Origin of the sequence: Bacillus stercoris, assembly GCF_029772985.1 — a bacterium.
Classification (GTDB): domain Bacteria; phylum Bacillota; class Bacilli; order Bacillales; family Bacillaceae; genus Bacillus; species Bacillus stercoris.
In genome coordinates, this window is the sequence record NZ_CP121861.1 from 3,586,405 (window position 1) to 3,600,869 (window position 14,465).

The 14,465-nt window shown below is 37.0% G+C and carries 16 protein-coding genes and 1 pseudogene; 5 read left to right on the forward strand and 12 right to left on the reverse strand.

Annotation, left to right across the window (positions count from 1 at the left end; genetic code table 11):
• Nucleotides 1–125 precede the first annotated feature (125 nt).
• The 8 genes from phrH to QA442_RS18770 all read right to left on the reverse strand — a co-directional run bounded on the left by phrH (nt 126) and on the right by QA442_RS18770 (nt 5,943).
• Nucleotides 126–299, reverse strand: coding sequence for a phosphatase RapH inhibitor PhrH (gene phrH, locus QA442_RS18735; protein ID WP_071582165.1), 174 nt, complete (start codon nt 297–299; stop codon nt 126–128).
• A complete protein-coding gene (gene rapH / locus QA442_RS18740) occupies nt 289–1,419 on the reverse strand; it encodes a response regulator aspartate phosphatase RapH (protein WP_095432152.1) in 1,131 nt (376 codons plus the stop codon). Before rapH ends, phrH begins: the two co-directional genes overlap by 11 nt.
• Nucleotides 1,420–1,564: 145 nt before the next feature.
• Nucleotides 1,565–2,026: a lysozyme inhibitor LprI family protein gene (locus tag QA442_RS18745; protein ID WP_255220414.1), complete on the reverse strand. Its 462-nt coding sequence runs from the start codon at nt 2,024–2,026 to the stop codon at nt 1,565–1,567.
• Nucleotides 2,026–2,724: a hypothetical protein gene (locus tag QA442_RS18750; protein WP_255220413.1), complete on the reverse strand. Its 699-nt coding sequence runs from the start codon at nt 2,722–2,724 to the stop codon at nt 2,026–2,028. Before QA442_RS18750 ends, QA442_RS18745 begins: the two co-directional genes overlap by 1 nt.
• A gap of 201 nt (nt 2,725–2,925) precedes the next feature.
• Complete coding sequence (locus QA442_RS18755) at nt 2,926–3,306, reverse strand: hypothetical protein (RefSeq protein ID WP_095432199.1); 381 nt, start codon at nt 3,304–3,306, stop codon at nt 2,926–2,928.
• A 257-nt stretch (nt 3,307–3,563) separates the two neighbouring features.
• Nucleotides 3,564–4,526, reverse strand: coding sequence for a hypothetical protein (locus QA442_RS18760; protein ID WP_255220415.1), 963 nt, complete (start codon nt 4,524–4,526; stop codon nt 3,564–3,566).
• Nucleotides 4,527–4,674: 148 nt separating this feature from the next.
• Complete coding sequence (locus tag QA442_RS18765; RefSeq protein ID WP_095432150.1) at nt 4,675–5,592, reverse strand: DUF5655 domain-containing protein; 918 nt, start codon at nt 5,590–5,592, stop codon at nt 4,675–4,677.
• A 12-nt stretch (nt 5,593–5,604) separates the two neighbouring features.
• Nucleotides 5,605–5,943 carry a hypothetical protein gene (locus QA442_RS18770; protein WP_021481280.1) on the reverse strand — a complete coding sequence of 113 codons (339 nt, stop codon included), beginning with the start codon at nt 5,941–5,943 and terminating at the stop codon, nt 5,605–5,607.
• A 166-nt stretch (nt 5,944–6,109) separates the two neighbouring features.
• On the opposite strand from QA442_RS18770, the gene QA442_RS18775 reads away from it, so the two are divergent.
• The 5 genes and pseudogenes from QA442_RS18775 (at nt 6,110) to QA442_RS18795 (ending at nt 10,300) form a co-directional block, all read left to right on the forward strand.
• A complete protein-coding gene (locus tag QA442_RS18775; protein ID WP_095432149.1) occupies nt 6,110–7,996 on the forward strand; it encodes a ribonuclease YeeF family protein in 1,887 nt (628 codons plus the stop codon).
• 12 nt (nt 7,997–8,008) lie between these two features.
• Nucleotides 8,009–8,404, forward strand: coding sequence for an immunity 22 family protein (locus QA442_RS18780; protein WP_029317425.1), 396 nt, complete (start codon nt 8,009–8,011; stop codon nt 8,402–8,404).
• A gap of 84 nt (nt 8,405–8,488) precedes the next feature.
• Nucleotides 8,489–8,796: pseudogene (locus QA442_RS18785) on the forward strand (hypothetical protein).
• Nucleotides 8,797–8,985: 189 nt separating this feature from the next.
• A complete protein-coding gene (locus QA442_RS18790; RefSeq protein ID WP_095432148.1) occupies nt 8,986–10,113 on the forward strand; it encodes a Rap family tetratricopeptide repeat protein in 1,128 nt (375 codons plus the stop codon).
• Complete coding sequence (locus QA442_RS18795) at nt 10,103–10,300, forward strand: hypothetical protein (protein WP_003240078.1); 198 nt, start codon at nt 10,103–10,105, stop codon at nt 10,298–10,300. Before QA442_RS18790 ends, QA442_RS18795 begins: the two co-directional genes overlap by 11 nt.
• A gap of 79 nt (nt 10,301–10,379) precedes the next feature.
• On the opposite strand, the gene QA442_RS18800 is transcribed toward QA442_RS18795, so the two are convergent.
• Genes QA442_RS18800 through QA442_RS18815 form a run of 4 tightly spaced genes read right to left on the reverse strand, consistent with a single transcriptional unit; the run spans nt 10,380 to nt 14,325 of the window.
• Nucleotides 10,380–10,895 carry a HEPN domain-containing protein gene (locus QA442_RS18800; protein WP_095432147.1) on the reverse strand — a complete coding sequence of 172 codons (516 nt, stop codon included), beginning with the start codon at nt 10,893–10,895 and terminating at the stop codon, nt 10,380–10,382.
• A gap of 12 nt (nt 10,896–10,907) precedes the next feature.
• A complete protein-coding gene (locus QA442_RS18805; protein ID WP_095432146.1) occupies nt 10,908–12,086 on the reverse strand; it encodes a GmrSD restriction endonuclease domain-containing protein in 1,179 nt (392 codons plus the stop codon).
• 33 nt (nt 12,087–12,119) lie between these two features.
• Nucleotides 12,120–13,202: a restriction endonuclease gene (locus QA442_RS18810; protein ID WP_214289102.1), complete on the reverse strand. Its 1,083-nt coding sequence runs from the start codon at nt 13,200–13,202 to the stop codon at nt 12,120–12,122.
• A 4-nt stretch (nt 13,203–13,206) separates the two neighbouring features.
• The gene (locus tag QA442_RS18815; protein ID WP_095432145.1) at nt 13,207–14,325 is read right to left on the reverse strand and encodes a DNA cytosine methyltransferase; all 1,119 of its coding nucleotides are present in this window, start codon (nt 14,323–14,325) and stop codon (nt 13,207–13,209) included.
• Between the last annotated feature and the right edge of the window lie 140 nt (nt 14,326–14,465).

Below are 14,465 nucleotides of genomic sequence, written 5' to 3' on the forward strand. Positions count from 1 at the left end.
AATGCTGTTATTCACTTTATCCATTATACCTCAAATGGTTTGGTTGTTTCGAGTGTCTTGCGTTAGAAATAGAAGGAATGCCGCGGTGGGAAAATCGAACGTCTTCAGTAAAGCAAGAAAAAGCCCTAGCTAAGGGCTTTCTTCTGATCACTGAGTTTGTAAGGGGAATGATCAATATACGTCGTATTTCGATCTGTTGATTCCTTAACGCCGCCCGAGTTTGTCAGGAATGGAAACGACATGCTTCCGAAAACTAGAGTAACAGCCAGACACATTATCACTTTTTTCTTAATAGGCATATAAACACTCTCCTTTTAAAATATCTTCTTGAGCTTTCAGCACTTTCCGATAAAACACAGCAGCTTGTTCAAAGTGACAGCTGCTTTCAAACACAGCGGCAGCACTCCGGGCACATGCTTCAATGTACGCGTGCAGGTTCTTTTTTTCGAAATAGCTTAAAAGATCATGAATTTTCCGTTCATCAACAGTCTCCTTGTACACGGCCTCTAAGAACAGAAACAATTCTTTATAACATTTGTGAGAACGTGCTGTGATACGGTTCAGCCCTTCTTCTATGAAATGAAACGCTTTCTGTGTCTGGCCCGCTTTACATAATGTCCAGCTTAACCCAAACAAGATTTTCGGAAGCAGATCAGGCACTTTCTCTCTGCTCACTTTCGCCGCTTTTTGGAAATGTTCTACAGCCATCTGATCGTCTCCTGATCTGTCATAGCTGTTCGCGATGTTCAATAGAGAAATGGCGATAAACCGATCGTTTTGAATGTCCATTGCCAATTTCAGCGCCGCTTCTAAATGCGGGAGCGCTTTGCCATAGTGTTTGAAATCATCATAATTTCCGGCGATCACAAACAAGCTTTGTATGGTTCTAATGCTGTATAAGGGATGGTTTTGATAAATGTCTAAGGCTTGAAGAATATGATGCATCGACACATGGGTTTGCTTCATGTGATAATACGCTTCCGCCAATTTAAAATGGAATTCCGCTTTCTCAATTTCATCAGACACAACCGGCAGTTCTTTCTCCGCCTCGCGATAAAACCCGATTGCTTCAACATATTCTTTTTGATCAAATTCATACATGCCGCGGAAAAACAAAGAGTAGTATTTCAAAAGGCCTGTGAGTTTTTTCTGAGGGGTCTCAATCGTTTCAAGAAGCTCTGTCACGGTAGGGCGATTCCCGTAAGGTTGTCCCGGCTCCAAATAATCCAGCATCAGCTGGTGCCGAAAACACATCAGAGAATAATAGATCAGCAAATCCTGATCCTCTTCCATCTTCTGAATGTCCTGCTCAACCTCCGCTTTCAGAACCTCAGCATCCGGAACACTGAACTGGCGAATCATTTTATACCATTCATTAATCTTAACACCTACACGCGAAGACGGTATGGCTTGACTCAACGGCTTCCCTCCTTCTCTATGAGATATGTCATATTCTATCAATCCCAAATTTTGAAAACAATATAGAAGGAAGAAATTGTTTTTTCATCCTGTCAATTTGTTTTTCTCCGCAAAAAAGACCCTTTACACAAGGGTCTTTGTCATTCTATTTCATATACGTATTCACGAGCTCGTAACAGCGCTCTTTCGTCTGTTTGGCAAGCTCTTCTGTTTGGACGACTCGGGATAATGAACCGCCGCCCTCCTCATCATATCGTTTCGTGGCCGTAGCATCCCTATCCTTTATCCATTGGCGCTGTTTCACTTTTAATGCCGCCATGTCTGAAGCAGGAAGCTGTTTCTGCAGCACGCCGTATATCTCGTTTAGCAATCCGTCCCACATTTGATAATTGTAGCCGTAATCCTCAATCATCTGATAATCACTTTGATAGTCATTGTGCTTTTCTTTCTGTTCCGTCGCTGACAATTTGGCAACATAATCTGCTTTTGTACTTCCCGTTGTCTGCTCACTGCTCTGTGTATCCGCGTTATCTGATGACTCGGTTTCCTCAGCCGTTTGAACTTTTTCTTGCTCCGGAGCCTCAGTCTCGTCTTCATTATCACTCACTATACTGGTACCTTTGAACTGATCGCCGCCTGTCTTTCTCCATTTGAACTTTTCACATTGAAAAGATAAGCTGTTCCGCCGGCAGCCTTCGATTCATAGGACTTCACAAATTCCGCCGTTTCACCGTTTCTAGACAGAATCGTTTTCGCTTCTTCTTTTGTCAGCTTGATATCATCCCCTTGAAGCGACTTACTGTCCCATTTGTTGATCTTCCAATCGCCATCTTCCTTCACCAATTCAAACGTCCATAACGTGCCCATATTGTTTAACTCTGTTGCCGGGTCTATTGATGAAGCCTCTATCTTATTCTTGTCCTGTTCATAAGTAAAACGTACATCGAAATCAGTGCCGGGGTGAAAAGGAGCATCACACTCGCAAAAGTACTCTCCGGCCAAATCCTTTAAGGTCTGATCTGCAAACGTTTCTGTTGCATAAGGCAGCACACTAGGCCGCAGCTTGCTGAAATCCGCCTTGTTTGCCGTGCTCCAGCCGTTTTCCTTTCCCGCTTTATCAAATGCATTGAAGATCGAATCTATATCGTTTTCCAAAGCTGATTTTACTTCCTGCTCCGTCAGCTTCGCAACGCTCGCCTTCTTCACGGCTTGCTTTTCTTGATCCTTATCAGAAGATCCGCTATTAGAACACGCCGATAATAGGAATAGTATCGATAAAAGCATCGCAACTAATTTATAACTCATTGTCTCTCTCACCCTTCTGCTCTCTCATGGTAGCTTTCTTATTTCATAGTTTTTGTAGGTTTGCAAATCTAAAATCAGATACCTAAACTATAGAACAATATATTTAAATAAACCTTAGCAGAGAATCAAAATCAAAATGGTAACTAAGGAATCATAATATAACAAAAAAAGCTCTCCTTCTTAAAAAGGAGAGCTTTTTCTTCATCTAGTCCATTTACTAGAATATACTGTTTGCATATAGTCTGAATGATCCCAATTATTATAAAGTTTTAGTTTCACTCTAGTCGATGCAGATTTTTTTGCAATATTTGTGAATGTAACATTTAGTTTTTTACCGTATGATGCATTTCCAGAAGCTGTATCAATTGTTTTCCAAGAACCATTTGTATAACGTTGCAAATATAATTTGCAATAAGCAGCACTTTCCCAAGTTCCTGTTCTCCCCATTTCAACTGTAGCATAAACATTTTTATAGTTTTCTGATGTGTGAATGTAGGATTTTGATGTAAATGTAAAGCTCGTAGTTTTACTAACAGCCTTAGCAGACTGACCTGACCCAATGAATACTAGTCCAAATGCCATTACACCCGCAAGAGCTAATGTCATCAACTGATTTACTCTTTTCACTATCAAATACCTCCATCAATTAAAATTGTATAATACAGGACTTATATACATTATAAACCATAAAAACTAGAATTAAAATATATTTTCAAATTATATTCCTAGTAAATGCTTTCAATCTGAAGTTTTAATAAATTCTATTATTAAACAAAAGGACATTTGTAATTTACTCACCTCGTTACATATGAGTTGATTCAAGATTATAGCTATGAAGTCTAATCAACCACAACAAAATCCTGAACCTTCACCTGTTCCTCAGGCAAATCAAACTGATAAAGCATCTCCTTAGAATGGATATCAAACACACCCACATACCCGCCGATGCCCTTTTTATGCTCTTCCTGGGCGACAATATACAATAGATTCCCCTTAAACTTCGCCTCCATATAAGGGAAATTCAAACTATATGTATGAAAAGAAAATTCCTTCCCATACTCCAGCAAGTTCGCCTCACCCTCTTTGTCCTCGTACGTAACGTAAAAACTGCCGCTTTCTTTGTCATAATACACAGTATCTGCATATTCAAGATCTTCAGGATACGCAATATATGTCGCCTTCCATGTCCCTTTTTCAATCACAGTCAATTCATGCTCCGAGCTCGCAACAATAAATTCCTTCGAGTCTGCGAATTGATCAGCGTATGAGGCTAAACTCAGGGTCTCAATCATTTCCTCTGTTTTTCTGTCAATCACGTAAATAGCCATGCTTTGAATGATATAAATATAGTTCTCATCACTGGCCCCCATCGTGACAAGTGAAGGCAAGGTAAGGGTATATTCCTTTTTCGTTTTTCTGTCGTTTATGTGGATCTCATTTCCCGTCGTATCAACATTATAGGCCTTAACAGAGACATCCTTCCCCTCATGCCAAAACGCAAATGGATCTGAAAGCGGATGCTCTTTGATCGCATCCTTCTCCAGCGTGTAGTAAAAAGGCTCGTGTTCCGCCAATAATACAAGGTCTGTTGATGCATAAGATTTCGTTTGAATATAAGGCACATCCGCCACCTTAAACTTACGCCTGTTAAACCGTTCGCCTGTTGAGGTTGAAAGCAGCGTGCTTTCTTTTATGAAAAGATTGGAGTAGATAAAAAAGATCCGGTCTTCTTCGGGGTGAATGGTGGAAGATTGGACAGGATACGTGTTCTTATTTTGAGAGTAAATATATACAGCCAACATAAAAACACTTGCGAACAAGCCCAATAGTATAAAACGCTTTTTCACACAAACAACTCCCAGTAAATGTTTGAAAACTCTATATCATTTTCAACACGCCCTGTACATATCCCTTGTAACCCAATAAAAAAGAACTTCTCAATGGAAGTTCTCACTTTTTCTCATAGGATTGTTTGATCAATCCCATGATATATTCAATGTGTTCATCATCTTTTATGAAAATCTCATAGTCGCCATTTCCCCAGTGGCCGGTCTCAGAGACATCGCGCATTCTCTCCTCAGGATCATGCAATTCTCCCTTTTTCATATTCACCCACAGCTTAAGTCCACTTTTTAAAAGTAGAATATCAACGAAGTTTCGCTTATTAGATGTAAACGCAATATAAAGCTTTGTCGGTTTGATTGAAATATGATCGTCTAAATTAAAAATGAATTCCTTTAGCTGCTGATAAAGCTCTATGATGTCAAACGGTTTATCTGCAAGATGATCCTCTTCAGAAAACACTTTAATTTCTTTGCTGACCTCTTGAATGGTCTCACTTTGCCGTGAAATGGTCTTAATCGACTCGGAGACGCCATCAGCCTTCATTTGATTCAACTGGATCAGATCATTTTCGTACCTTTTAATCTCCCACAATTCAATTGGCAGATCTTTAAAATGGATCGATTGCTTTTGATACACCGTAAATACAGGTGAGATAAAAATGACCTTCGACTGCGACCAGTCTACATCATCCCGCTTTAACGGAAGATCATGATTTTCATTGTACTCAAGAATGAAATCTGCTTTATGATTGAGCATTGCCGCTAAGTAGGCGTAGCCCTGATCAACAACACTGAAGTTTTTCGTATTTTTATACTCGATAATCACAAAAGATTTAGTCTCAGCATCAAACGCTAACGTATCAATGCGGAAATTACTGATTCTGAATTCAGATTTCACAAACCCTAGCCCCAACATTTTCTGAAGATTGGCTTCACATAAATCCTGAATCTCTTTTTCTTTTTTAAACGGTTTCTCGCGAATATCTTCGATTTGATTTTGATTGTTTACTTTATAGAGATACATGCTGGACCCCTTTTATTTTACTAGTTCCATTAAGGTTTCTAAGGATAGACTCGAAACCGGATTTTGCGTTTTTGTTTTCAGCGTACCGCCAATCAAATAAGAATAGTCTCGGCACTCTGCCAATTGAAACCGGACTCTATTGTTCGTTTTAGTGATTTTGGCTGGTTCATCAGATTCCCAAGCGTCAACGATCTTGTAAACATTTAAAATCACACCGCTCCGAACAACAATTGCCCGTTTACATTCCTTTGCTCTGGACAATTTCATATCCCAGTTCCCGCAAGCGCGGTTCGTTAGCGTGTCGCCTTTTTGAATATCCTTGATCTTTATGATTAAGAAATCTTTATCCAAATGAGCTCTTCCCCTTTTTATTGATCTATCATTATCTTATCAAAACCGTGCACTTAGACACATGCCAAATGACTCATTTTTCCACCAAAACACGTTCTCACCCCCACCCTCATCCCGCTCCGTGGTAAAATTTTGATATTGAGCGAACAAAAGAAGGGAAATGGTCATGAAAGTATTTGAAGCGAAAACACTGCTTTCGGAAGCGACAGACCGTGCAAAAGAGTACAAAGAACTAAGAACGCAAATGGTCAACTTGAGAAAAGCGTTAAAAAGCGTCGCTGATCTCAGTGACAGCGAATTCTCAGGAAAAGGCGCCAGCAACATCAAAGCATTCTATCACGACCACGTCGGCGTCACCGACCAATGGATCGACTACATTGATATGAAAATCGCATTTTTCAACAGCATCGCCGGAGCCGCCGAAGACAAAGGCCTCTCAGACGCATACATCGAAGAATCCTTCCTGGAGCACGAACTGGCAAATGCCCATAAAAAATCAAAATCCATCATGTCCGAACAGAAAAAAGCGATGAAAGACATCCTGAACGATATCGACGACATCCTCCCGCTCGACCTGTTTTCAACAGAAACCTTCAAAGACGAGCTGGCCGATGCCAACGACAAACGCAAAAAAACACTGGATAAATTGGACGCCTTGGACGAAGACCTGAAAACAGAATACGCCCTGTCAGAACCAAACGAACAATTCATCAAATCCGACTTCCAAAAGCTCCAAGAAGCAACGGGCAAAGGCAAAAACGCCACACCCATCCACTACAACGCCAAGGCGTACCGTGAGAGTGACATACATAAGAAAAAAGGCGACATTGAAAAGCGGACTGAGGCTTACTTGAAGATTAAAAAAGAGGAAGCGAAGGAACGCGAGATTGAAAAATTGAAGAAAAAGCTTGCGGATGGGGTATCTGACCCTGATGAATATTTAGAAATTGCGAAGAAGATTGGGTATGAGAACCTTGAGCCTGCACAGTTACAGTATGTGGTGCAGCTTGAGCAAGCAAAACAGCTCGAAGAAGTTGGTGAAACCACATGGGAAGTTCTGAAAGGAGTTGGAGTCGGTCTCTACGATGTCGCTAAGGATACTGTGACTGGTGTTAAAGATTTAGCTGTCGGAGCGTGGGAGTTTTCCCAGCTCTCCGAAGAACAAAAATTAGCCAAAACAATTTCAACTGTATTGAAGACACCTTCTTATGCAAAAATCATATGGACAAACATAGCAGATTCATGGAATGATAAAATGGTTAACGGTGATGCATACTCACGATCTCATTATATTACCTATGTAGTCGGGAGCCTCGTCGGACTAAAAGGTGCTGGCTCTGTTGTGAAAGTAACAAGTAAACTTGGTAAAGCAGGTGCTGCCAAAATCGATAAAGTGCTTAAAGCTGGAGAAAAAGCTACTACTAAACATGTAAAGACAGGAATCCAGAAAACAAAAGATTTCAGCAGTGCTTTAAAAGGTAAAAATCAAGTCGCTTTTGCAGGGATTGCTCAGGATATTGAGAATACGCATAATGTAAAGAATACATCGCTTCTGAAAAAAGAAATTGAAGAACAGAAATCAAATGCATTGCAAAAAACTGAAAGAAAAACACAGAACATAAAGAAACCTAGAAAAACAATAATTCCTACAGTAAAAAGTGGTGAATTTAATAATTGGTTCAACTCATTAACAACGAAGCAACTTGATGAGCTTTGGACAGATAAGAAAGTTAGAAGAGCAATTGAAAGACAATTGAGAGCACCCGGCGGCATGCACGAATGGCATTTAGTTTCTCGGGCCCCTACTTTCAAACATTGGGGAGTTACAGCTGAACAAATTAGAGATTTAAGAACTGCCATAAACAAAGTCGAGTTTGTGAATCCAGTTGGTAAACACGGAGGATTGGGTTCAACCGCTGCTCATAATGAATTGCTAGGAATTATTGATTCATCCTTAAACTATAATATGTTTGTCCGAAGATTAAATAATTGGGCGAACTATAGGCTAAAAGGTGGAGCGGCAGCACTGCCAGAAGGATTAAGGACTAAATAATAGGAGGTTAATATGGAACGTCAAAATTTCGTATCATTGTGGATTGGAAGTATAAATGATGATGAATCATTAAGTAAATATGTTGAATTAGATTACAATGAGGATGAAGGTGATTTTCTTCCTTCCCAATTTTTAATTGATTTTGATATAGATATAGATGAATTAGATGAAGATTTTATAGAAAAAGTTGCACATGAAAAAAATTGTAATAATTTATCTGAACTAATTGGCGGCTGTTCGTACGATAGTGTCATCTTACCTCGATTTGAGAACATAGTAGGTACCGCAATTCCTGAACACATCAATGCTGCTGTTCTTTTATATAATTTTGAATATGACGGCAGGGAGAAAGAAATAAACGATAAAAACTATTCATTTAAATTTATTGGTGCAGTATCCTATGTTTAAGTAAAAAATTCTAAATAAATATGAAGCCCTCTTACTCGAGGGCTTTATTTTTATCTCATCTCACTTTATAAAAGGAGCATCACCTTGACAGTAAGAAAAGAAATAATAAAGCAAATAAATTTAACAATCACCGTAATAAAAACAATTAATCAAAAGAATCCAACTCCAATGATGAAAAACATATTAAAAAGATATGAAGAGGCAAAAGAATTTATCCAACATTCAGAGGAACAATTCGAATAAGACCTCTCTAAAGTTTTAAAAATAAACTAGATACTCTGACAAGAGCAAACCTAGAATCAGATAGCGACTACATGAATCCGATGCTCAAAGAAATGCATAAGACAGAAAAACTGCTAAAAGAGTATGACGAAACGACTACTCAGTCGTAATAACCGCAATCCTAACTTCACGAATTGAGTTTCCGCTAACCTTCACAAAACCAAATATAACGCGAAACACCCAAACTGCCATTTGCGGACTGCACCGAAAATTTTTTTTGCGGTTGCTCAACCCCTTCCTATTAAATTTCAGTATTGATAAAATTTACATAATTAGTGAGAAGAGGAAGGGTGAGAAGTTTGGGCAAGATTTCGTCTCCGCACATTGGGATGAAAATTAATGAGTGGAACCGGCATATTCAAAAGTTTAATGTGACAGATGCTGAAATGCTTAAAGCTGAGATCGAACGGGACATTGACATTATGGAAGAAGACCAAGACCTCTTGATTTACTATCAGCTCATTGCATTTCGCCATCAGCTTATGATTGACTATGTGATTCCATCTGAAGGAAAACAAATGAAGTTGTCAGAATATTTAAAGAGAATTGAAGGCAACAACAGGAAGATGGAGAAACTAGTTGAATATTACTATTACTTTTTTCAGGGAATGTATGAATTTAAACAAGGCAATTTCTTGACTGCTATTACACTCTATCAAAAAGCAGAAAACACAATTCCCTATATTTCAGATGAAATTGAGCGGGCGGAATTTTATTTTAAAATGGCTGAAGTGTTTTATCATATGAAACAAACCCACGTATCCATGCACTATTCTTCTCAGGCGTATAACATCTATAAAACGCACGATCTTTACTCAGTCCGCCGCATACAATGCCATTTTGTGATCGCAGGTAACTACGACGATTTAGAAAGTCATGAAAAGGCACTCCCTCACCTCGAGCAGGCACTAAAAGGCGCACGGCTGCTTGAAAGCAAAAACAAGCGGATTTACGGCCAAGCTTTATTCAATATCGGAAATTGTTATCTTAAAATGGGCGAATTGACGAAAGCAGCAAAATACATGGAGCAATCGATACTCCAATTCAAAAAATCAAATTTCAACAACTTGACACAAGCTTATCACGATTTAGCCTTAATTTATTTTCTTCAACATAAACAAGACCAGGCAATGGATTGTTTCAGAAAAGGCGTACGCTTCGCATGTAAATTCGACAATGGCCTATTTAAAATCATGTTCGAAGGATTGCAGGCGCTGTTTATCAAAAAAGGAGAAACGTCCATTTTATTAAATGTTTTCAACAAATTAGAGACATCCCAAGGTTATCCTTATATGGAAGAGTTGGCATTATTAGCCGCAAAGTTTTATACTGAAATTGGGCAGATGGATGATTCTGTTATCTGTTTCAAAAAGATGGTTCATGCCCGCAAACAAATTCAGAGAGGGGATTGTTTGTATGAAATTTAAACTGACTTTGTGCGCTGTAATTGCTTTGATCGGTGTAAGCTTTATCAGTTCTTCCTTAGGAAATGAAGTAAACGTGGCATCCAGAAACATGACAAGCAAAGCTGCAAACGATTCAACGAACTCCCTAGCAGACAAAGCCATCTTTGACAAGGAAATGACGATTGCAGAAAACGGAACGCTTGGTTAAGAACAAGACGCAGCTGAGGCTGCGTCTTGTTTTCTAAACTGTTAGATAATTCAATTTTCCTTATTTTATACTATCATTTTCAACTAAGCTTACTTTCAATAAATGATATCATCTTTAAAGCTTCTTTATATAGAAAATATATTTCCTCACTAGTCTGTTCAATATAAAAAGTAGCCATATTCTGGTGAACAAGTTGATTTCTTAGGTTCCCCAAAGTTAAAAATGCTTTAACTGATTGATCTAACTCTTGTTCTTTTATATCTTTAACAGCCTGTTTTTTGAATTCTTCCCCAAAAAGACCGAGAAACTTGTTGATATTACTTTTTTCCCAGTCAAAGTAGCTATGGTACTGTCTACTAATAGCCTTGTTTTTTAGAAATGCAACAATTTCTGGGTTGTTTCCTGCCTTTACATTAAAAAAATTCATTAATAATTCTGTAATACTTGTCTCAAAAAAACTAGCTGCGGATACAAGTAAAACTTTCTTTAACTTATTGTCCATATCTTGCTGAAAAGAAACTTCTTTTTGCATCTCTAGATACTTTAATAAATTATAATTTTGTTTATAAACTGCATCGACTATAGTTTCTTTCATCAGTCCTCACCCTTAAGATTCACCATTTAGAATGTTATCTGCAATTGACAACCTCTTCTGAACTATATCTCTTCTGGCGGTGCTATGATGTGTTGCATTTATGAAATCACTATTACTTTTTAATCTTTTAACAGAATCAGGATTAATAGTACGACTTACCAACTCTTGATCTTCGACATAAGGTGCGCAAGTTGCTTTAAAAATTGCTTCAAAAATTGATATATTGAACTTTCCAGTTTTTGTGTTGAAGCAATCTGTATCTAGTTCACAAGTAGCTTCCAAAAACGATTTAAATAACTTTTCTAAATAATCGACTTTAGCATTATCAAAATTTTTAGCTTCACGTGCAAAACTGTTCAAAAACTTAACCATAGATGGTCTATAATTATCACCATTTAATAAAATACCAAATCCTCTTAATAATATTTCAATATCACGCATTCTTAAATCTGGGTTCTCTTTTCCTAATAATTGTCTCCATCGTGGGATTTGATTAAGATTCCTTAACATAATATCAAAATTAGAATAATACAAACTAGAACGAATCTCTTGTGTATTGAGGTTTTGTCCCCCAGAGTTTAAACGATTGAATATTTCAAAGATTGAAGAGTCATCATCGTGTTGATTCTGTTTAATAATAATATTTCTAATAGTACGCAGATCAAATGTAGGTTTATATTCACCAAGAGTAGAGTATGTCAACTTATTTAAAGGATGCTCGACACCTTCTCTAACTTCAGGTAACTTTAATTTAAACGGTACAAAGTAATCATTGTTAGATAATATATCATCTGGAATTTTCCCAGTCTCCTCGAATATTTCTCTTAATCCACTTCTTACATCTTTTTTAGGGAATCTGCCTTTTATAAAATAGTATATTGACATTAAACGCTGTTGACCATCTATAACCAAAAACTTATTTCTCAACCGTTCATATAGAAATATTTGCGGTATAGGTAAACCTATTATTATTGATTCAATTAATTTAGATGCTCGATTTTGATCCCATACATAATTTCTTTGAAAACCTGGAATCTTTACTACTCCTGATTCTATAAAATCAAATAACGTCTTAATATTAAAATCGTTTGGAGAAGCTGTTATATCAAATTCTTCAAACGATTCTCCTGATTCACTTTGTTCATCTAATTCTTCTGGCTCGATCCAATCTTCATTTTGATCTCGTAACATAAGAAAACCTCCTCTATAAATAAATAATTATAGTTATCCTATTAAACCAAAAGTTGGCTCCATGAAACTATCTAAGAATTTTTCGGTTATTCCTTGAATCTTTCTACGCTGACATAGCGAATATAACTCTTCTACTGCAGAATATGGGAAGTACCTTACATCCAAAGAATGGAATTGAGAACGATTTGCCTCTTTGAAAACCTTGTTCCTGTCTTCATCAGGTGCTACAATTACATACCTAGTAAGAAAAGATGGGATTGCATTTTGCAAATCTTTCATTCTAGTAAGACCGCTTCTGACTCCAGTACTGTGTTCCACCTCCATTACTGCTGGCATTAAATTACCATTTTTAAACCATATACAATCTATAAACTTAGCTGCGTTATAAGCTTCTTCAAATGCTGAGATTAATTGCTCATCACGTAACGATCTTATTACGCTGTCCATTTCTCCAACTGGTTTATTATTATATATTACTCCTTTATCATTCTGAGCAATCCAAGTCCGAAACCCCAATTGTTGACCTATTTTAATTAAAGCTACTTGAATTTGTGAATGTCTTCTTTGTAAATTAATATCCAGCTCTGTATCTATAACTTCTTCCGGTAAAAACACTCTATCATAGAAAACGTCTACATTTGGAACTTCCGAAACTACAATATCTGTTTCTGTTTTATACATTTGACCTGATGCATGAGGGTTTTCAGGACACCACATAAGATGTTTATGTCCTTTTTTGATGATAGATTTACTTCTAATACTTTCAATTCTTCCTGGATAACAGTAATAAAATTGAGGAGTATGTGCAATTAGCGTTTCTAAAACTGATCGTGTATTATAACTTCCACCTAATATGCGGTCAATGTTAATAGGCTGGTTTGGAAAAAATGAGTTAGCTACTCTCCAAACCATTTCAGAAGAAATAGACTCTTCTTTTGCCATAAAAAGTGTTTCACCTTTATTAGGGTTGTATCTTTTAAAAAGAATAGGACCTTCTGGTTTTCTAACTTCAACAATTTTAATTATGCCTTTAGTTTTTGGATTAATGTATGTGTACGTTCTATTTTTAGGTAATTGATCTATATAAGCTACAATATCGGATGCAGTTAATTTCATCACTTTACTCCTTCCTTAAAAAATCACTTATAGATTCTGCTATTCCCAAAGAAGCCAGATAGGGTACTCCATTCCCAACCGTTTTAAAAGCGTCTGTTAATGAAATGTCTTGTGGTATTTCAAAGTTATGTGGTAATGATTGAATTGCTAATGCCTCCGCTACTGAAATTCTTCGCGCTTTGTAAGGATGTAAATGGACTTCATTATTCCCATATGCAGCTGTAGGAGAATATCTCCATCGATGGAGTCTTTTGTAGGATTTCTTCGAATCATCTCCCTCTTCAATAACCAAAAATTTTGCTAAGCCAGCTCTTGGGGTAAAATACTGTTTAGCATTAGGATGATTTTCAACTTTATTTTTGTTGAACCAATATTCAACAGTTAAATCTTCTTTAACACCAAGCGGTTTTCTTCTAACAGAGTCTTCTTCAAAAACATCTGTAGTTGGCCATGGGCTACAATTTATATAGTCCATGGTATATTTGGTATATTTCCCCCACGGAAAAACTCCTTCCGGGAGATTTATAATATTCTCATTACTAGGATAACCAATTTGGCTAACTAATTCTTTTCGAAAACCCAAAAGTATAATTCTTTCTCTATGCTGGGGTGCACCATACTCCAACGAATTAACTAACCTTTCTGTTGTTATATAACCATTTTCATGTAACCTCTTCTTCATTTCTTCAAAAAATTCTCGGTGCCTTTTTGTCCTCCAAAGACCTTTCACATTTTCAAATAAGAAAAAAGATGGCTTGTGTAAGCATATCAAATCTATATAGGTACCTGATAACCTTCCATTTTCCCCTTCCCTTCCTTTATTTTTTCCTCCAACAGAGAAATCTGGACAAGGAGGTCCTCCAATGAAACCGAATATATCATTTTCAATTTTTATTTCTTGTATATAGTCTCTTAATTGTTCTTGTTCTAATAAGTCTGTAATATCTCCTTGATGATAGCCAAAACGAGGTGCTTCTTTTTTCAGCATTTTCCTTGAATGCTTGTAAGACTTTAAAAAAGGCTCATGAATCTCGTTTACATAAACGACATCAAAGTCACTATTTTCAAATCCTAAATCAAGAAAGCCAGAACCCGAAAAAAAAGAAAAAATAGGGTATTTCATATATTTTAACAACCTTTCAATACAAAAAAAGTAAGCCATTAAGGGCATATAGAATTATATCATATAGAATTTATATAATCCTCAATCTAAAAACACAAACAACTTTAAAGGCTTCCATTCTAATTCAAAGAATAATATTA